The organism is Herbiconiux sp. 320_LB, from assembly GCF_059691755.1.
Genome location: NZ_JCAWAD010000002.1, coordinates 42,515 through 59,799, shown reverse-complemented (window position 1 = coordinate 59,799; position 17,285 = coordinate 42,515). Strand labels below are relative to the sequence as shown.

Here is a 17,285-nt window from a genome sequence, read left to right as displayed (position 1 = left end):
AGTCCCGCGATCCGCAGCCCCGGCTCACTCCTCCGATATGCGCGCGTCGTAGATCGCGTCGCTCAGGCGACCGAGGAAGCCGGTGATCACCGCGGCCTCGTCGGCGCTCACCGTGCCGAGCACCTCCGTGTGCCCTGCGCTGGTCGCGTTCACGGCTTTCGAGAGCGCGATGCCGGTGTCGGTCGGCACGACCAGCAGCGTCCGCCGATCGGCCGCGTTCGACGACCGCCTCGCGAGCCCGCGCTTCTCGAGCCGGTCCATCAGCACGGTCACCGAGGCGCTGCTGATCTCGAGCTCACGGGCCAGATCCTTCGGAGACAGCGGCCGCCCGCCGAGTTCGGCATCGACGACGAGGCGCAGCGCCTCCTGATCGTTGTCGCTCAGGCCCGTCATCGCGTTGACCTGCTTGCGCTGCTGCGTCTCGGCGTCGCGGAGGGCGTTGAGGGCGGCCCAGACGGCCTGGCCCGGGGTGGTGTCTGCGGATTCGGCGGTCACGCACGCTCCCTTTCTCACTCCCTTCCACTCAACACCCCACCCGCCCCCTCGCGCACGCGCACAGCCTTATCCGGGCTCAGGCGTCCGGCTCGAAGCGGTAGCCCAGCCCGGTCTCGGTGAGGATGTGCCGGGGCCGCGAGGGATCCGGCTCCAGCTTCTTCCGCAGCTGCCCGATGTACAGCCGCAGGTACCCGGTCTCGTGCACGTTCGCGGTGCCCCAGATCTCGGTGAACAGGTCGGCGTGGGTGAGCAGGCGGTGCGGGTTGCGCACCAGCAGCTCGAGGATCTTCCACTCCGTCGGCGTCAACCGGATCGCGTTCCGCTGCCCCTCCCGGGTCACGGCGTGCGCGATCAGGTCGACGGTCACCCCGCTCAGCGTCACGACCGGCCGGCTCACCGCGACCGGCGACCGCCGGGTCAGCGCGCGCACCCGGGCGAGCAGCTCGTCGATCGCGAAGGGCTTGGTGACGTAGTCGTCGGCGCCGGCGTCGAGCGCGTCGACCTTGTCGGCCGCATCCGTTCGCCCCGACACGACCAGGATGGGCAGCTGCGAGTAGCCGCGCACCGTGCGGATCACCTCCATGCCGTCAAGCTGCGGCATGCCGAGGTCGAGGATCAGCAGGTCGGGCGGATGCGTCGACGCCGCCGCGATGGTCTGCCTCCCGTCGGCGGCGGTGAGGATCTCGTGCCCCTGCGCGCCGAGCGTCACCCGCAGGGCGCGCAGCATCTGCGGGTCGTCGTCGGCGATCAGGATCCTCACTGGCGCACCGCCTGCAGCTGGACCACCATCGTCGAGCCGCCGCCCGGCGTCTCCTCGAACTCGAGCGTTCCGTCCATCCCCTCGACGAACCCCTTCGACAGGGCGAGGCCGAGCCCCAGCCCGGTCGTGTTGTCGGTGTCGCCGAGGCGCTGGAAGGGCACGAACATCTCCTCCCGGCGGTCGGCGGGCACGCCGGGGCCGCGGTCGACGACCCGGATCTGCACCGTGTCCTGGAACGCCGAGGCGGCGACCACGACCTTCTCGCCCTCGGGGGAGTACTTCAGCGCGTTCGAGAGCAGGTTCACGATCACCCGCTCGAGCAGGCCCGGGTCGGCCTCGAGGGCCGGCAGATCCGGCGGCAGGTCGAGGTCGACCTCGTCCGGTCCGACGCCGAGCTCCTCGAGCGCAGTGGGTACGAGGTCGACGAGCTCCACCGGCTCGAGGGTCACCGCGAGGGCGCCGGCCTGCACGCGGCTGACGTCGAGCAGGTTGGTCAGCAGGTCGGTCAGCTGCTTGAGCGAGGTCTCGGCGGTGTCGAGCAGCTCGTGGCGGTCGCCCGGCGACAGCTGAGAACCGGATGCGCGGAGCCCGGTCACGGCGGCGGTCGCGCCGGCGAGCGGCCGGCGCAGGTCGTGCCCCACCGCGGCGAGCAGGGCGCTCCGCACCCGGTCGGCCGCCGCGAGCGGGGCCATCACCCGGGCGGTCTCCTCGAGGTCGGCGTGCTCGAGGGCCGAGGCCAGCTGGGTGACGATGACCGCGAGCAGCCGGCGGTCGGCGGACTGCAGGGCCGGGCCGCTCAGCTCGAGCACGGCCTCGTCGTCGACCGGAACCCGGACGACGGCCGGTGCGCGCGAGGCGCCGGCATCCGACCCGGGCGCGGAACCGACCGGCTCCCCGTCGCTCGCCAGCACCCGGTCGCCGACCAGCAGCCGCACCCCGGTCAGCCCGAAGGCCTCCCGGGTGCGGGTGACGAAGGCCTGGAAGGCGTCCTGCCCGCGCAGCACCTCGCCGGCCACCCCGGCGATCAGCTCCGACTCGGCCGCCGAGCGCCGGGCGGCGCGCGACCGCCGCGCGGCCTGGTCGACGACGATCGACACCAGCACCGCGATCACGATGTAGAGCAGCAGCGCCAGCAGGTGCAGGGGCTCGTCGACCGTCACGGTGTAGAGCGGGTCGACGAAGAAGAAGTCCAGCGTGACGCCGGAAAGCACGGCCGCGAACAGCGCCGGCCAGATGCCGCCCACCAGGGCGACCACGACGACCAGGAGCTGGTAGCCCAGCACGTCCGAGGTGATCGAGTCGTCGCTCCGGAACTGGGTGAGCAGCCAGGTCAGCAGGGGCCCGCCGGCCAGGGCGAGGATGAAGCCGTAGACCCGCCGACGCACGGTCAGCGACCCGTGCGGGTGCGGCAGCGAGAAGCGGGTGCCGCCGGCCGCGGCGTGGTTGACGATGTGCACGTCGATGTCGCCGGACTCGCGGATGACGGTGGCGCCGATGCCGGGCCCGGTGACCACGGCCGCGAGCCGGCTGCGGCGGCTCACCCCGATCACGAGCTGCGTGGCGTTGGAGGCCTTGGCGAACTGCACCAGGGCCTCCGGGATGTCGCTGCCGACGACCTGGTGGAAGCTGCCGCCCAGGCTCTCGACCAACGACCGCTGCGCGGCGAGGGCGCCGGGGTCGGCCTGGCGCAGGCCGTCCTGGCTGGTGACGTGCACGGCGAGCAGCTGGCCGCCCGCCGAGCGCGCGGCGATCCGCGATCCGCGGCGGAGCAGGGTCTCGCCCTCCGGCCCACCGGTCAGGGCGACGACCACCCGTTCGCGGGCCTCCCACTTCTGGCCGATCCCGTGCTCGGCCCGGTACTTCTGCAGCGAGGAGTCGACCTCGTCGGCCAGCCAGAGCAGTGCCAGTTCGCGGAGCGCCGTGAGGTTGCCGAGCCGGAAGTAGTTCGACAGGGCCGCGTCGATCCGGGCCGCAGGGTAGACGACACCCTCCGAGAGGCGGTCGCGGAGCGCCTGCGGGGCCAGGTCGACGACCTCGATCTGGTCGGCCTCGCGGAGCACCGCATCCGGGATCGTCTCGCGCTGCGGCACCCCGGTGATCTGCTGCACGACGTCGTTGAGCGACTCGATGTGCTGGATGTTGACGGTCGAGATCACGTCGATGCCCGCATCCAGCAGGGTCTCGACGTCGCGCCAGCGCTTCTCGTGGGCGAGACCGGGGGCGTTGGTGTGGGCCAGCTCGTCGACCAGCGCGATCTGCGGCGCCCGGGCGAGCACCGCATCCAGGTCCATCTCGTCGAGCTCGACGCCGCGGTACGAGATGCGGGTGCGGGGGATGATCTCGAAGCCGAGCGTCATCGACTGGGTGGCGGCGCGGCCGTGCGTCTCGACGACGGCCACGACCACGTCCTTGCCCTGGGAGCGCAGGCGGCGCCCCTCCTCCAGCATCGCGTAGGTCTTCCCCACGCCGGGAGCGGCCCCGAGGAGCACTCGGAGCCGTCCCTGCTTCATCGCCCGTCCATCCGGGTCGTGCCCACCATCGGCGTCGGCCCGCCTCAGCCGGCCAGCTGCGAGAGCGCGACGTTCAGCTGCAGCACGTTGACCGTGGGCTCACCGAGGTAGCCGAGGTCGCGGCCCTGCACGAACGCGTCGACCAGGCCCCTCACGTCGTCCGTCGACAGCCCGCGCGCCAGGGCGACGCGGTCGACCTGCTCGTAGGCGTAGTCGGGGCTGATGTGCGGGTCCAGGCCCGAGCCGGAGCTGGTCAGGGCGTCGACCGGGATGGCGTCGGGGGAGACCCCGTCGCTCTCGGAGATCGCGGCCTTGCGGGCCTCGATCTCGGCGATGAAGTCCGGGTTCTCGGGGCCGTAGTTCGACGCGACCGAGGCGCCGCCGTCGTAGCCGGCCGCGGAGGGCCGCGACTGGAACCACTCGGGCCGGGCGTCGCCGTCGTCGTCGGCGAACGACTGGCCGATCAGGGACGAGCCGACCGGCTGCCCGTCGACCGAGACGACGGAGCCGTTTGCCTGGGCCGGCAGCGCGAGCTGGCCGATGCCGAGGATGGCGACGGGGTAGGCGATGCCCAGCACGATCGTCGCGACGATCATGTAGCGCAGTGCGACCCAGTAGGGGCGGGCGGACCCGCGTGTGGTGGCCATGATGATGTCCTTTGCGTTCTTTCGGGGTGTCTTCGCGGTGCCGGGCTCAGAAGCCGGGCAGGAGGCTGACGACGAGGTCGATGATCTTGATGCCGATGAACGGCGCGATCACTCCGCCCAGGCCGTAGATGAGGATGTTGCGGCTCAGGATGCGCGAGGCCGACATCGGCCGGTACTTCACGCCCTTCAGCGCCAGCGGGATGAGCACGATGATCACCAGGGCGTTGAAGATCACCGCCGAGAGGATCGCCGAGGACGGCGAGTGCAGCTGCATGATGTTCAGCAGCCCCAGGCCGGGGAAGACGGCCGCGAACATCGCCGGGATGATCGCGAAGTACTTCGCGACGTCGTTGGCAATCGAGAACGTGGTGAGCGCCCCGCGGGTGATCAGCAGCTGCTTGCCGATGGCGACGATGTCGATGAGCTTGGTCGGGTCCGAGTCGAGGTCGACCATGTTGCCGGCCTCCTTCGCGGCGCTCGTGCCGGTGTTCATCGCGACGCCGACATCCGCCTGGGCGAGTGCCGGGGCGTCGTTCGTGCCGTCGCCGGTCATGGCGACCAGGCGGCCGCCCTCCTGCTCCTTCTTGATCAGGGCGAGCTTGTCCTCCGGGGTGGCCTCGGCGAGGTAGTCGTCCACGCCCGCCTCCTCGGCGATCGCCTTCGCGGTCAACGGGTTGTCGCCGGTGATCATCACCGTGCGGATGCCCATCGAGCGCAGCTCGGCGAAGCGGGACGCCATGCCCTCCTTGACGATGTCCTTGAGGTAGACGACACCGAGGAGCCGGGCCGGCGCGCCGGGCTCGCGCACGGCGACGACCAGCGGGGTTCCGCCGACCGCGGCGATCGCGTCGGTCTGCTGCTGCAGCTCGTCGAAGAGCGAGCTGCCGGTGGTGCCGGTCTCCCGGGCCCAGGCGGTCACGGCGGAGCCGGCGCCCTTGCGGATCTGGCGGCCGTCCGCGAAGTCGATGCCGCTCATCCGGGTCTGGGCGGTGAAGGGCACGATCTCGCCGTCCACCGTCGACGGGCGACGGAAGCCCTGCTCGGCAGCCAGATCGACGATCGACTTGCCTTCCGGGGTGGGGTCGCTCAGCGACGAGAGCGCGGCGGCGTTCCGCAGCGCGGCCGCGTCGACACCCGCGAGGGTGCGGAACTCGGAGGCGCGGCGGTTGCCGTAGGTGATCGTTCCGGTCTTGTCCATCAGCAGCGTGGTCACGTCGCCGGCGGCCTCGACCGCGCGGCCGGACATGGCGAGCACGTTGCGCTGCACCAGCCGGTCCATGCCGGCGATGCCGATGGCCGAGAGCAGGGCGCCGATGGTGGTCGGGATCAGACACACCAGGAGGGCGACCATGACCGCGATCGAGGGCGCCGCATCCGAGTACCCGGCGATCGGGCCGAGGGTCAGCACGACGACGAGGAAGATGACCGACAGGCTCGCCAGCAGGATGTTGAGGGCGATCTCGTTCGGGGTCTTCTGGCGCGACGCGCCCTCGACGAGGCGGATCATGCGGTCGACGAAGGTCTCGCCGGGCTTGGAGGTGATCTTCACCACGACCCGGTCCGAGAGCACCCGGGTGCCGCCGGTGACCGCGCTTCGGTCGCCGCCGGACTCGCGCACGACCGGGGCCGACTCGCCGGTGATGGCCGACTCGTCGATCGAGGCGATGCCCTCGATGATGTCGCCGTCACCGGGCACGAGCTCCCCGGCGACCACGACGACCACGTCGCCGAGGGTGAGGTCGGCCGACGCCACCGGGGTGGTGCGGGCCGCGAGCGCGGCGGGGTCCCCCGCCGGGTCGTAGTCGAGCACCTTCGCGGCCATCGTGCTGGTGCGGGTGGCGCGGAGGGTGGCCGCCTGCGCCTTGCCGCGGCCCTCGGCGACCGACTCCGCGAGGTTTGCGAAGAGCACGGTCAGCCAGAGCCAGACCGCGATCGCCCAGGTGAAGGCGAGCGAGGTGGTCTGCGCCCCGGTCTCGGCCGGGAGGAAGGGCTGCGCGATCGCGATCACGGTGGTGAGCGCGGCGCCGACCTCGACGAGGAACATGACCGGGTTGTGCCACATCTCGCGCGGGTCGAGCTTACGGAGCGCGCCCGGCAGACCCTTGCCCAGCTGGGCGAGGCTGAAGGTGCGCGCGGCGGGCGTCGGGGAGGCGCCGCCCCCGGGCCGGGTGGACGGCTCGGGTGAACTGGTCGGGGTGATGGTGGACATTACTGGAGCCCTTCGGCGAGAGGTCCGAGTGCGAGCACGGGGAAGTAGGTGAGAGCGACGACGATCAGGATCACGCCGACGAGGAGGCCCACGAACTGCGGGCGGTGGGTGGGCAGGGTTCCGGCCGTCACGGGCACCTTGCCCTGCGAGGCCAGCGAACCGGCCAACGCGAGCACGAGCACGATCGGGATGAACCGGCCGAGCAGCATCACGACGCCGAGCGCGGTGTTGAACCACGGGGTGTTGGCGGTGAGGCCGGCGAACGCGGAGCCGTTGTTGTTGGCCGCGCTGGTGAAGGCATAGAGCACCTCGGTGAAGCCGTGCAGCCCGGGGTTCCAGATCGACGTCGTCGTGACGTCGTCGCGGATCGCCGGGATGGCGAAGCTGAGCGCGGTGCCGACCAGCACGAGGGTGGGCGTGGCGAGGATGTACAGGCTCGCCAGCTTGATCTCGCGCGGGCCGAGCTTCTTGCCCAGGTACTCCGGGGTGCGGCCGACCAGCAGACCCGCGATGAACACGGTGATGATGGCGATGATCAGGATGCCGTAGAGGCCGGCCCCGATGCCACCCGGCGCGATCTCGCCGAGCATCATGTTGAACAGGGTCATCATGCCGCCGAGCGACGTGTAGCTGTCGTGCATCGAGTTCACGGCACCGGTCGAGGTGATCGTCGAGGTGGTGGCGAACAGCGTGGAGGCGGCGATGCCGAACCTCTGCTCCTTGCCCTCCATCGCGCCGCCGGCGAGCTGGGGCCCGGTGCCGGAGCCCGCGATCTCGAAGGTCGTCAGTGCGGAGACCGAGACCAGGAACAGCACGCCCATCGCCGCGAGGATCGCGTAGCCCTGGCGGTTGTCGCCGACCATCGTGCCGAAGGCGCGGGGCAGCGAGAACGGGATGGCGAGCATCAGCACGACCGAGAACATGCTCGTCCAGGGCGTGGGGTTCTCGAACGGATGCGCGGAGTTCGTGTTGAAGAACCCGCCGCCGTTGTTGCCCAGCAGCTTGATGGCCTCCTGCGAGGCCACCGGGCCGCCCGGGATCGTCGCGCTGCCCCCGGTGAGGGTGGTCACGTCGGTGAAGCCGTTGAAGTTCTGGATGACGCCTCCGGCGATCAGCACGATCGAGGCGAGCACCGCGAGCGGCAGCAGGATGCGGAGGGTGCCGCGGGTCAGGTCGACCCAGAAGTTGCCGATCGTGCCGGTGCTGCGGCGTGAGAACCCGCGGATCAGCGCGACGGCGACCGCGAGGCCGACGCCGGCGGAGACGAAGTTCTGCACCGCCAGGCCCGCGATCTGCACGGTGTAGCCCATCGTGACCTCGGGCGAGTACGACTGCCAGTTCGTGTTGGTCACGAAGGAGGCGGCCGTGTTGAACGACAGCCCCTCAGGCACGGCCGGCAGGCCGAGGGAGTAGGGCAGGACCGCCTGGAGGCGCTGCAGGGCGTAGACGAAGAGCACGCCGATCAGCGAGAAGGCCAGCACTCCGCGGAGGTAGGCGCCCCAGGTCTGCTCGCCCGCGGAGTCGACGCCGACTAGCCGGTAGAGGCCGCGTTCGACCTTGAGGTCCTTGGCCGAGGTGAAGGTCCAGGCGATGTAGTCGCCCAGGGGGCGGTAGAGCACCGCGAGGATGATCGCGAGGGTCGCCAGCTGGGCGACGAGAAGCCATGCTTCCATGTCAGAACTTCTCCGGCTTCACGAGGGCGACGACGAGGTAGGCCACTCCGGCCACGCCCAGCGCCGCGGCGACGAGTTCGAGGACGATCACAGCTTCCCGACCCCCCAGGCGACCAGAGCGACCACGCCGAAGACGGCGATGATCGCGACGATGTAAACGACGTCGAGCACGGTGTTTTCTCCATCCGACAAGGCGCCCTGGGTGGGCGCACGGGTACGGATGACGATCATGCTCGCCGGATCGGGCGCATCCGGCGGTTCTAACGGTTTCCTGACGCCCGGGGGCGCGGGTGGGGCGAAACCCTTACGCGATCCTGTCGCGGGGGCGCTTCGGCCGGGCCCGGGATGGTGATCGGCGTCAGGATTCGGGGGCTTCGCGCTCGTATCCCGTTAGGAACCCCCACGGCGCTGCGCGGGCGGCGTAGACCTTCCTTCGTGACTCTCACCAGCATCCTTCCCTCGCTCCGCTCGACCATCCCCGATCCGCTCGCCATCGACCGCTGGCCGGAGTGGACGCATCCCACCACCACCGACGTGATCGTCTCGGGGGTGTCGCTGCTGCGGCTCGTCGACATCTGCGAGACGCCGTGTGTGCACGTCGCCGCGGCCGTGGTGCCGGGCACGCACGGGCGGCCCTCGGACCGGGAGCAGGCCTCGGTCGTGGTGGTGCGGGTGGTGGCGGTGGCTTCGGGGGCTTCGGTCGCGGCGGGGGCGGCGGGGGCGGATGCGGTGGGTTCGGCCGCGGGCTCGGCCGGCTCGGGGGCCTCGGTGTTGACGGTCGACGCCGATCTGAGCGCGCTGCCCGCGCACCTGGAGGAAGCGCGACTGATCGGGCGGAGCTCGACCCGGCGGTCGCGGTCGTTCGTGGTCGGGACGTGCATCCTGTCGCTGCCGGCCGACACGCGGGTCGGCGACCTGATCGCCGTGCCCTGCGTCGGCGCGGTGGGCTGCCGGCAGCTGCGCGCCGGGGCGGTGAGCGCGTGAGTCTCGTGCGCACCCTCGGGTGGTACCGGCGGCACCACGCGCGGCATCCGGATCTCGCGCTCTGGCCCCGCTCGACCGCGGTCACCCGTGACGACGTGGTGATCACGGGCGAGTCGATGACCTCGCTGGCGCGGGCGGCCGGCACGCCCTGCACCCGGGTCGTGGAGGTGGGCGCGGGGGCGCTCGCCGGCGGTGGGGGTGCGGGCCCTGCGGGCGCGGGGGCGCTCGCTGGCGGTGGGGGCGCGGGCCGGGTGGGCGCCGGGGCGCTCGCTGCCGCAGGGGGTGCGGGCGGGTTGGGCGCGGGGGCGCTCGCCGGTGGGGGCGCGGGCGGGGCCGGCGCGGGGGAGGGTCGAGATGGGCGGTCCTCCTCCGTCGACCGGTACCAGGCGGTGGTCGTGAGCACGGTCGAGGTGGTCACCGGGGTGCCCGGGGGCCCCAGCCTCGACCTCTGGCTCGACGCCGAGCTCGACGGGTGCGTGCCGCTGGAGAGCACGTTCCGGCTGATCGGGCGGGAGTCGCGGGCCGAGGACGCGGAGTTCGTCGCGCGTCCGTGTCGGCGGTACGGCGACGTGCGCTGCATCCTGCCGGCGGATGTGCGCGGGGGCGACCTGATCGCGTTCGTCGTCGCGCATCCGGTCGCGCTGCACGACCTCCGGCGCCGGGCGTACCACCCCGAGCGGCTCGGCTGAGCCCGGCTGGCGATGACGTGTGAGCCCGGCTCGCCTCGACTCGTGAGCCCGGCCGCGTCGACGCGTGAGCCCGGCCCGCGTCGACTCGGCTGCGCTGCGGCCGGCCCGGGCTCGGCCGTCGCGGGCGACCGATAGGGTCGACGCATGGGACTGTTCGGATTCGGTGGGGCCCGGCGGCAGACGCCCACGATCACGGCTGCGGCGGTGGCGGGCGCGACCTTGACCACGACGGCCTTCCGCCAGGGGTACGACACCGACGACGTCGATGCCTTCCTGGCGCGCTGCGTCGCGAACCTCGAGCATCTCGAGGGCGGGCCGGCGCCGGTGGATCCCCTGACCTACGACGACGTGGCGAAGGCCCGGTTCGGGCCGACGAAGTTCCGCACCGGTTACGACCAGAGCGAGGTCGACGACCTGCTCGATCGTGTGGCGGTCACGCTGCGGGGGCAGGGCTCGGAAGGCTGACGCGCTCCTGTCGCGCAGCCCTCAGGCGGGCGCGGGTCTAGACGGGCTCGGGTCTAGGCGGGCTCGGGCCGAGCCGGCGATGCGGATGCGTGTGCGTGCTCCGGCGTGGATGCGCGAGCGGGCTCGGTGATGAGTCGCGTCAGGCGTCGCCGCTGGTCGTGGAGCACGGTCGTGAGGGGGGTGCCGTCCGTCGTCGCGAGCCAGGTCTCGAGGGCGAGGTCGAAGAGCGCGGCGGCGGTCGAAGCCGCGAGCGCCGCATCCTGAGCGGCGACGCCGTTCGTCACCAGGGCATCGCGCATCGCGTCGGCGAGCACCGCCGACTTCAGCAGCTCCCGTTCGCGCAGCTGCGGTTCGGCGCGGATGATCGCGCGGCGGGCCGCGATGTCGTCGCGCCACCGTTCGAGGTCGCCGGCCGCGACCGCGTCGAGGCCGTGCAGGAGGAGGTCCATCGCGCCGAGGCCGGGCGGCGCATCCGTCAGCAGCTCGGCGACGACCGTGGGGAACTCGCGCTCGCGCAGGAAGAGCACGTCCCGCTTGTCGGCGAAGTGCCGGAAGAAGGTGCGGGTCGTGAGCCCGGCGCGCTCGGCGATCGCCGGGACCGTGGTCGCGCCGAAGCCGTTCTCGGCGAAGAGCTCCATCGCGGCGCGCTCGAGGCGGAGTGCGGCGTCGGGGGCCCATCGTGCCATGGGGCCAGGATAGCCGATGACACGTCGTGACATCGAGTGCTAGTGTGATGACACGCCATGTCATCGACCGTCATCGTGATCGTGATCGTGATCGTGATCGTGATCGTGATCGTGGCGTAGCCGTAGTCCTAGTCGTCGAGGAGACCCGCATGCCGCTGTCAGAACGCACCAACTCCGCCGCGTTGCTCCCCGCCGAGCGCTCCGACCTGGTCGTGGGCCCGATCGAGCTGCACGAGCCCGGCCGCGGCGAGCTGCTCGTGCGCAACCGGGCCGTCGCGGTGAATCCGCTCGACGAGATCAAGCAGTGGGTCGGGCCGATGATGTACCGCTGGCTGCCCACTCCGGCGGTGCTGGGGGAGGATGTCGCGGGCGAGGTCGTCGCGGTCGGCGCCGGGGTGTCGCGCTTCGCGGTCGGTGACCGAGTCGTGGCGCTCGCCGTGGGCATGGAGCGCGGAACCCGGCACCGGGCCGAGGGCGGGTTCCAGCTCTTCACGGTCGTGCGGGAGGATCTGGCGGCGCCCCTTCCGGACACGCTCTCGTTCGAGGATGCGGCCGTGCTCCCGCTCGGCATCTCGACGGCGGCCACCGCGCTCTTCCAGTCCGACAACCTCGGTCTCGCGCACCCCGTCGCCGCCTCCGTGCCCACTTCCGTATCGGCCTCGTTCCCGGCCCAGGTATCGGGGACGACCACCGGCGCGTCCGCGGTCGACGGCGCCGCGTCACCGCATCCGGGTGCCGTGCCGCCGACGACCGGCGGCACCGTGGTGATCTGGGGCGGTTCGACGAGCGTGGGCAGCAACGCCGTGCAGCTCGCGGTCGCCTCGGGGTACCGCGTCGTGACCACCGCCTCGCCGCGCAACCACGAGCGGATGCGGGCGCTCGGCGCCGACCTGGTCGTCGACTACCGCAGTCCGACGGCGGTCGCCGACCTGGTGGCCGGGCTCTCCGGGCACGAAGTGGCGGGGGTGCTGGCGATCGGCACCGGATCCGCCGAGCCCTCGGTCGCGATCGCCGCGGCCACAGGGGCGAAGCGGGTCGCGCTGGCCAGCCCGTCTGTCTCGTTCAGTGGCATGCCTCGGCGGGGTGGTCCAAGTCTCGCGGCGGTGCGCACCATCGCGAAGCTCGTCGCGGCGAACGTGGCGCTGCAGGTGAGAGCGCGCCGTCACAGCATCCGCGCGAAGTACGTCTGGGGAAGCTCGCTGATGACCAACGAGGTCGGCCCGATGCTATGGCGCGACTTCCTGCCGGGCGCGCTCGCGGCGGGCCGCTACGTCTGCGCGCCCGAGGCCGAGGTCGTGGGCACGGGCCTCGAGGCGATCCAGCCCGCCCTCGACCGCCTGCGCGCCGGAGTCTCGGCCCGCAAACTGGTCATCCGCCTCTGACCGCGGCGCCCCTGTCGCGCCCGACCGCCCGCCCGCCCGCGCCGAGAAGTCACCTTGACGTCTAAACCAGCGCGGGAAGACGTGTTCGTGACTTCTCGATGAGGGGAGGGAGGGGTTCCCAGACCGCCCACGGGGTCAGTGGAGGCCGGCGACTCCGGCGACGCCGATGAGTACGAACCAGGCGATGAAGCCGAGGTAGATGATCCGCTCGAACAGGCCGAACGGGCCCCGCCGCCGCTGGACGCCGAGGACGAGGATCCCGACCGACCCCACCGCGGCCACCACGCCAAACACGCTCGACCAGGTCGCGATCCCCGGAAAGCCGCCGTCGTGCAGCGCCCCACCCGCGACGAAGGCCGCGGCGGTCACGGGCCCGAAGGCGGCGAACGCGAGCACATTGTGGAGGCGGCCGATCGGGGTCGGGCCGGTGCCCGGCGCATCCATTCTGAGGAACGGGATGAGGATGCGCGCGGCCGCGAACACCCCGAGCAGGATGCCGGTGACGAGCGCCGCCCCGCCGAGCATCGCCGACAGCTCGACGATCGCGGCGATCCCCGCGACACCGGCCGAGATCGTCGAGACGGCGATCCACGGGCGGAAGCGGGTGAGGTGGTACTGGCTGACCGGGTCACGCACCGGGTCGAGCCCGGTCGGCGCGAGGTGCACCACGATCAGGCCGAGCAGGGTGATCCCGATCGCGATGAGCACGACCCAGCCGGCCGCGCCGGCGGTGGCGCTGTTCGTGGTGGCGTCGCTCGCCGCTGCCACCGCGCTCGTCTCCGCCCCCGCGGTCGCCCCGTTCGCCATCACCGCGCTCAGCATCGGCACGAGTCTTCCCCCATTCCGCCCCCACGGCGTCCCGACCTGCTCGTCGTGGCCCTCAGCCTAGCGGCGCGGGCCGCCCCTGTAACCCTGGGAACTGTTCCCAACCGAGTTCGCATCGGCCCCGCCTCACCGCCGCGACCCAGCGCTTGCCCGACGGAGCCGGCCCCTGAACCAAGCGCGGCCGGCCCATCCTGTGTGATCGACTCAGACCAGCTCAGCCACGAGCGCCTGCACCCGGCGCTTGATGTCGTCGCGCACCGTGCGCACCACCTCGATCGGCTGGCCGGCGGGGTCGGTGAGCTCCCAGTCCTCGTACCGCTTGCCCGGAAAGATCGGGCACGCGTCGCCGCACCCCATGGTGATCACGACGTCGGCCTGGCGCACGGCATCGGTGGTGAGGATGCGCGGGGTCGCGCAGGCCAGATCGATCCCCTCCTCGGCCATCACGGCGACCGCGGCCGGGTTCACGGCGTCACCGGGTTCGCTTCCGGCCGAGAACACGTCGATCCGGTCGCCGGCGAGGTCGCGCAGGTACCCGGCCGCCATCTGCGACCGCCCCGCGTTGTGCACACACACGAACAGCACGGCGGGCTTGAGGGTGGTGCGGTCGTCGCTCACGCGATTCCTCCTGGCGTCGGGGTCTCCCGATTCTAGACGGCAGAGGTGAACGCCGTGCATGGGAGGACGAATCCCATGCCGCTCTGGCTATGGTCGAGGAACGGCATGCGAATGGACTTGCAGAAGCGGGGTCGGGGCGGTCGCGGGTCATCGCCGACGGCGACCGGGGCGACGAGATCGGCTTGCGCTTCGGCACGGATGCACGCCACATCTACCACGACGCCGGCGACTTCGAGGGCCGCAACATCCTCAACTGGGGCCCCACCCTCCAGCCCGGCGACGTCGTCCGGTTCATGCCGTGACCCTCGGCCAGCGCGACGAGTCGGTACCGGTCCAAGGCTCGATCGCCACGACAGGCAGAGGGCTGCTCTAGGGCTCGGTCAGCGGGCGGCGTGCAAGGCTCGGCGGAGGGCCGCGTAGCGGTGCTCCTGGTAGATGCCGTGCAGCACCGCCATGACCACCGCGGTCGCCAGGCCGATCAGGATGGACGTGTTCCCGAGCGCGGTGACCTGCATCAGCACGATCGCCACCCCCGCCCCGGCCACGATCGAGTTGACCACCGCGATCGCCGTCGAGGTCGTGAAGAAGACACCGATCCACGAGGCGCGGCGACCTATCGGCAGCATCTCGTTCGGTGCGTGCGGCCCGACCGGGCGGGGGAAGTACTTCGCGGCCCCGGGCAGCGTCGTGGAATAGACGGCACGGATGCGCTGGATCGAGTCGAGCGCGGCCACATCCTCGAGCGAGGTCTCGACCAAGCGCTCGTAGGTGAAGATGCCGAGCAGCACGATCACGGGGATGACGACCGTCAGGAACCCCAGCGCGTAGGCGGTCTGCGCCAGGAAGCCGAACGCCACCAGGGCGCTGGAGAGCGTCGTGAGGTAGAGCGAGGCGCGGCTGCTCGACTCGCTCACGGTGATGCCGCGGGCCGATTCGAGCACGAAGTGCTCGTTCATCAGGGCGCTGTAGAAGGCCCCAGCCCGGTCGGAGAGGGCGTCGATCGCCTCGTCGGCGGTGGGGAGGGCGGGCGTGCCGGCGCGGGTGTCCGCACCGGTGTCGGCCGGGGTGGCGGGGTGCGGGTCGCCCGGGGCGCCGGTCGGCGCCGCCGCGACGGAGGCGGGGAGGCCCGTCGGCGACGCGCTCGGGCGCACGTCGTCGAGAGCGTCGTCGCGCGGGTCGAGATCAGACATCCTTCGGGGCCTCGCGGATCGCGAAGAGGTTGCCGAACGGGTCGAGGAGCTGGCAGAGCCGCTCTCCGGTGAAGACCGATTTCGGGCCGCGATGGGTGACGGCGCCGTGGGCCGTCCAGTCGGCGACCACGTCGTCGACGTCGGCGACCGTCCAGTACGGGCTCGTGCCGGCTGGGCCGGGGGAGTTGAACTCGTCGCTCTGGTGCAGCGTCAGACGGGTGCCGTCGAGGTCGAACGCCACGAGGGCGCCGCCGCGCAGGACCGGCTCCCGCTCGAGCCGGTCCGAGTACCACTCGACCGCCGCCTCGAGGTCGTCGACGAAGTAGAAGACGTTGCCGACCCCGCCGAAGACGCCGCTCATGACGCGACCGCCGTGCTCGCCGTGCCGGCCGCGCCGGCTCGGGCCGGCGTGCCCGCCTCAGTCGACGAATTCGCCGCATCCGCATCCGCCGCATCCGCCGCTTCCGGCTCGTCCGCCTCGAACACCGAGCGGAGGAACGCGAGGGTCGGCCCGATCGCCGCCTCCGTGTAGCCCTCGGCGTGACGGGTGCCCGGGATCAGCTGCAGCGTGCTCGCCACCCCGACCGCCGCGAGTGCCGCCTGCATCCCGGCCGCGTCGGTGACCGGCACGAACTCGGCGAGCGAGTTCGCGAGGAACACCGGCCCGCCCGTCGCCGAGGCGTGCCGGCTGGTGGAGGCCTGGGCGAGCAGCGAGCGATCCTGGCCGACCTCGCCGAGGATGGTCCAGCGCAGGAACGCGTCGTCCCGCCCGGTCTGGTTGATGTCGGCGCTCTTCATCGCGTCGAGGTCCTGACCGGTCGGGGTGGCGGGCAGCGAGTCGGTCGCCTCGACCAGGCCGAGCAGGTCGAAGATCCCCGACCAGCTGACGGCCGGGCGGCCCGTGGCGATGCTCGCCTCGACCGAGAGGTTGCCTCCGGCCGAGCCGCCGAAGAAGGCGAGCTTGGTGCGGTCGAACGCCCAGTCCGAGGCCAGGGCCCACGTCGCGGCGGTCAGCACGTCGTCCCGGCTGGCCGGGAACGTCGCATCCGGAGCCTCGCGGTAGTTCACCGCGAAGACGAGGTAGCCGGCGCAGGTGAGCATCGACGCGAGGGAGAGCTCCTTGCTCTTGTCGCCGCGGAACCACCCGCCGCCGTGGATGAGGATGATCGCCGCACGCTCCGCGTCATCGGCGGCGGTGCCCGAGCAGTCGTACACGTCGAGCAGCAGCGGCACCTCGCCGGCCAGGCCGTACTGCACGTCAGGGGTCTTCGTCGGCTCAGCGGCCACCGGGCCCTCCTTCGGTTCGGGATGCCGCGGGGCGCGGCCTCACGAGAAGGCTACGAGCGGATGCGCCGCCCTGACATGCCCTGCCGGGTGCAGTCAGCGGGTGGCGTCAGCGGGTGCAGTCAGCGGGCGGCGACGCGGCGGGCGCCGGAGTGGGACCCCGGCCCGGACTCGGACGCCACCGAGTACGCCCGCAGGAACGCCTCGGCACCCGAGACCGCCGCCCGGTCGATCAGCCGCGGGTCGGGCCCGGCCGGATCGAACAGGGCCCGGTCGAGGGTCGACCCGAGAACGAGGTAGGCGAAATGCTCGGCCGCCGTCCGTGCATCCGGCACACGGAGCAGCCCCAGGTCGCCGTAGCGCTCGAGCCGACCGGCGATCGCCTCCATGACCGCCGCGGGAACGCGCTCGAAGTACTCGGCCGCCAGCTCGGGGAAGCGACCGGCCTCCCCGATCAGCAAGCGCCGCGTCGCGATCACCCGCGGGGCGACGACGGTTCGGGCGTGGGCCAGGGCGAAGGCCACGATCTCGTCCCGGAGGGCCCTCTCGCCGACCACCGCTCCGACGTGCTCCGCGACGAACCGCTCCGAGGTCTCGGTCGCGCGCCGCACCACCGCGCGGAACAGCTCCTCCTTCGACGCGAAGAGGTTGTAGACCGTGCGCTTGGCCACCCCGGCCTCGGTCGCGATCCCGTCCACGGTCGACGCGAGGAAGCCGCCGGCCAGGAAGTGCTCGAGCGCCGCGTCGAGCACGAGGTCGCGAGACCGCGCGGGCCGGGGGTCGACGCGCTTCGGGAGTCGATCTACCGGCGCGGAAGCCCTTGCCCTGGACGCGTTCATCCTGACATTATGCACTCACCAGTGCAGAA

The 17,285-nt window shown here is 72.0% G+C and carries 20 protein-coding genes; 5 read left to right on the top strand and 15 right to left on the bottom strand.

Annotation, left to right across the window (positions count from 1 at the left end):
* Window positions 1-24: 24 nt before the first annotated feature.
* The 8 genes from AC59HU_RS04375 to AC59HU_RS04340 all read right to left on the bottom strand — a co-directional run bounded on the left by AC59HU_RS04375 (window position 25) and on the right by AC59HU_RS04340 (window position 8,525).
* A complete protein-coding gene (locus tag AC59HU_RS04375) occupies window positions 25-495 on the bottom strand; it encodes a MarR family winged helix-turn-helix transcriptional regulator (RefSeq protein ID WP_497222133.1) in 471 nt (156 codons plus the stop codon).
* Window positions 496-571: 76 nt separating this feature from the next.
* Window positions 572-1,255 carry a response regulator gene (locus tag AC59HU_RS04370; protein ID WP_497222132.1) on the bottom strand — a complete coding sequence of 228 codons (684 nt, stop codon included), beginning with the start codon at window positions 1,253-1,255 and terminating at the stop codon, window positions 572-574.
* Window positions 1,252-3,765 (bottom strand): DUF4118 domain-containing protein, encoded by a 2,514-nt coding sequence (locus AC59HU_RS04365; protein WP_497222131.1) that lies wholly within the window; start codon window positions 3,763-3,765, stop codon window positions 1,252-1,254. Before AC59HU_RS04365 ends, AC59HU_RS04370 begins: the two co-directional genes overlap by 4 nt.
* A 44-nt stretch (window positions 3,766-3,809) precedes the next feature.
* The gene (kdpC, locus tag AC59HU_RS04360) at window positions 3,810-4,412 is read right to left on the bottom strand and encodes a potassium-transporting ATPase subunit KdpC (RefSeq protein ID WP_497222130.1); all 603 of its coding nucleotides are present in this window, start codon (window positions 4,410-4,412) and stop codon (window positions 3,810-3,812) included.
* A 46-nt stretch (window positions 4,413-4,458) separates the two neighbouring features.
* Window positions 4,459-6,621 carry a potassium-transporting ATPase subunit KdpB gene (gene kdpB / locus AC59HU_RS04355; protein ID WP_497222129.1) on the bottom strand — a complete coding sequence of 721 codons (2,163 nt, stop codon included), beginning with the start codon at window positions 6,619-6,621 and terminating at the stop codon, window positions 4,459-4,461.
* Window positions 6,621-8,294 (bottom strand): potassium-transporting ATPase subunit KdpA, encoded by a 1,674-nt coding sequence (gene kdpA, locus AC59HU_RS04350; RefSeq protein ID WP_497222128.1) that lies wholly within the window; start codon window positions 8,292-8,294, stop codon window positions 6,621-6,623. Before kdpA ends, kdpB begins: the two co-directional genes overlap by 1 nt.
* Window position 8,295: 1 nt before the next feature.
* Window positions 8,296-8,385 carry a potassium-transporting ATPase subunit F gene (locus tag AC59HU_RS04345; RefSeq protein WP_497222127.1) on the bottom strand — a complete coding sequence of 30 codons (90 nt, stop codon included), beginning with the start codon at window positions 8,383-8,385 and terminating at the stop codon, window positions 8,296-8,298.
* Window positions 8,382-8,525, bottom strand: a complete 144-nt coding sequence (locus AC59HU_RS04340; RefSeq protein WP_497222126.1) for a hypothetical protein — start codon at window positions 8,523-8,525, stop codon at window positions 8,382-8,384. The genes AC59HU_RS04345 and AC59HU_RS04340 overlap by 4 nt, the downstream gene beginning before the upstream one ends.
* Before the next feature lie 204 nt (window positions 8,526-8,729).
* Between AC59HU_RS04340 and AC59HU_RS04335 the strand changes: the two genes are divergently transcribed.
* The 3 genes from AC59HU_RS04335 to AC59HU_RS04325 all read left to right on the top strand — a co-directional run bounded on the left by AC59HU_RS04335 (window position 8,730) and on the right by AC59HU_RS04325 (window position 10,432).
* Window positions 8,730-9,278, top strand: coding sequence for a hypothetical protein (locus AC59HU_RS04335; RefSeq protein ID WP_497222125.1), 549 nt, complete (start codon window positions 8,730-8,732; stop codon window positions 9,276-9,278).
* Window positions 9,275-9,967 (top strand): hypothetical protein, encoded by a 693-nt coding sequence (locus tag AC59HU_RS04330; RefSeq protein WP_497222124.1) that lies wholly within the window; start codon window positions 9,275-9,277, stop codon window positions 9,965-9,967. The genes AC59HU_RS04335 and AC59HU_RS04330 overlap by 4 nt, the downstream gene beginning before the upstream one ends.
* A gap of 144 nt (window positions 9,968-10,111) precedes the next feature.
* Window positions 10,112-10,432, top strand: a complete 321-nt coding sequence (locus AC59HU_RS04325; RefSeq protein WP_497222123.1) for a DivIVA domain-containing protein — start codon at window positions 10,112-10,114, stop codon at window positions 10,430-10,432.
* Window positions 10,433-10,485: 53 nt separating this feature from the next.
* Here AC59HU_RS04325 and AC59HU_RS04320 read toward each other — a convergent pair whose 3' ends face one another.
* Window positions 10,486-11,118 carry a TetR/AcrR family transcriptional regulator gene (locus tag AC59HU_RS04320; RefSeq protein WP_497222122.1) on the bottom strand — a complete coding sequence of 211 codons (633 nt, stop codon included), beginning with the start codon at window positions 11,116-11,118 and terminating at the stop codon, window positions 10,486-10,488.
* Between the two features lie 149 nt (window positions 11,119-11,267).
* On the opposite strand from AC59HU_RS04320, the gene AC59HU_RS04315 reads away from it, so the two are divergent.
* Window positions 11,268-12,500, top strand: a complete 1,233-nt coding sequence (locus tag AC59HU_RS04315) for a zinc-binding alcohol dehydrogenase family protein (protein ID WP_497222121.1) — start codon at window positions 11,268-11,270, stop codon at window positions 12,498-12,500.
* Window positions 12,501-12,635: 135 nt separating this feature from the next.
* Here AC59HU_RS04315 and AC59HU_RS04310 read toward each other — a convergent pair whose 3' ends face one another.
* Both AC59HU_RS04310 and AC59HU_RS04305 read right to left on the bottom strand, forming a co-directional pair.
* Entirely contained in the window at window positions 12,636-13,322 is a 687-nt protein-coding gene (locus AC59HU_RS04310; protein ID WP_497222120.1) for a DUF998 domain-containing protein, read from the bottom strand.
* A 207-nt stretch (window positions 13,323-13,529) separates the two neighbouring features.
* Window positions 13,530-13,943 (bottom strand): arsenate reductase ArsC, encoded by a 414-nt coding sequence (locus AC59HU_RS04305; protein ID WP_497222119.1) that lies wholly within the window; start codon window positions 13,941-13,943, stop codon window positions 13,530-13,532.
* An 89-nt stretch (window positions 13,944-14,032) separates the two neighbouring features.
* Between AC59HU_RS04305 and AC59HU_RS04300 the strand changes: the two genes are divergently transcribed.
* Complete coding sequence (locus tag AC59HU_RS04300; protein ID WP_497222118.1) at window positions 14,033-14,245, top strand: hypothetical protein; 213 nt, start codon at window positions 14,033-14,035, stop codon at window positions 14,243-14,245.
* 78 nt (window positions 14,246-14,323) lie between these two features.
* On the opposite strand, the gene AC59HU_RS04295 is transcribed toward AC59HU_RS04300, so the two are convergent.
* The 4 genes from AC59HU_RS04295 to AC59HU_RS04280 all read right to left on the bottom strand — a co-directional run bounded on the left by AC59HU_RS04295 (window position 14,324) and on the right by AC59HU_RS04280 (window position 17,256).
* Window positions 14,324-15,133 (bottom strand): hypothetical protein, encoded by an 810-nt coding sequence (locus tag AC59HU_RS04295; protein ID WP_497222117.1) that lies wholly within the window; start codon window positions 15,131-15,133, stop codon window positions 14,324-14,326.
* Entirely contained in the window at window positions 15,126-15,494 is a 369-nt protein-coding gene (locus AC59HU_RS04290; protein WP_497222116.1) for a VOC family protein, read from the bottom strand. The genes AC59HU_RS04295 and AC59HU_RS04290 overlap by 8 nt, the downstream gene beginning before the upstream one ends.
* Window positions 15,491-16,420, bottom strand: coding sequence for an alpha/beta hydrolase fold domain-containing protein (locus tag AC59HU_RS04285; RefSeq protein WP_497222115.1), 930 nt, complete (start codon window positions 16,418-16,420; stop codon window positions 15,491-15,493). The genes AC59HU_RS04290 and AC59HU_RS04285 overlap by 4 nt, the downstream gene beginning before the upstream one ends.
* A 119-nt stretch (window positions 16,421-16,539) precedes the next feature.
* On the bottom strand, window positions 16,540-17,256 hold the full coding sequence (locus tag AC59HU_RS04280) for a TetR/AcrR family transcriptional regulator (protein WP_497222114.1): 717 nt from the start codon (window positions 17,254-17,256) through the stop codon (window positions 16,540-16,542).
* Window positions 17,257-17,285 lie beyond the last annotated feature (29 nt).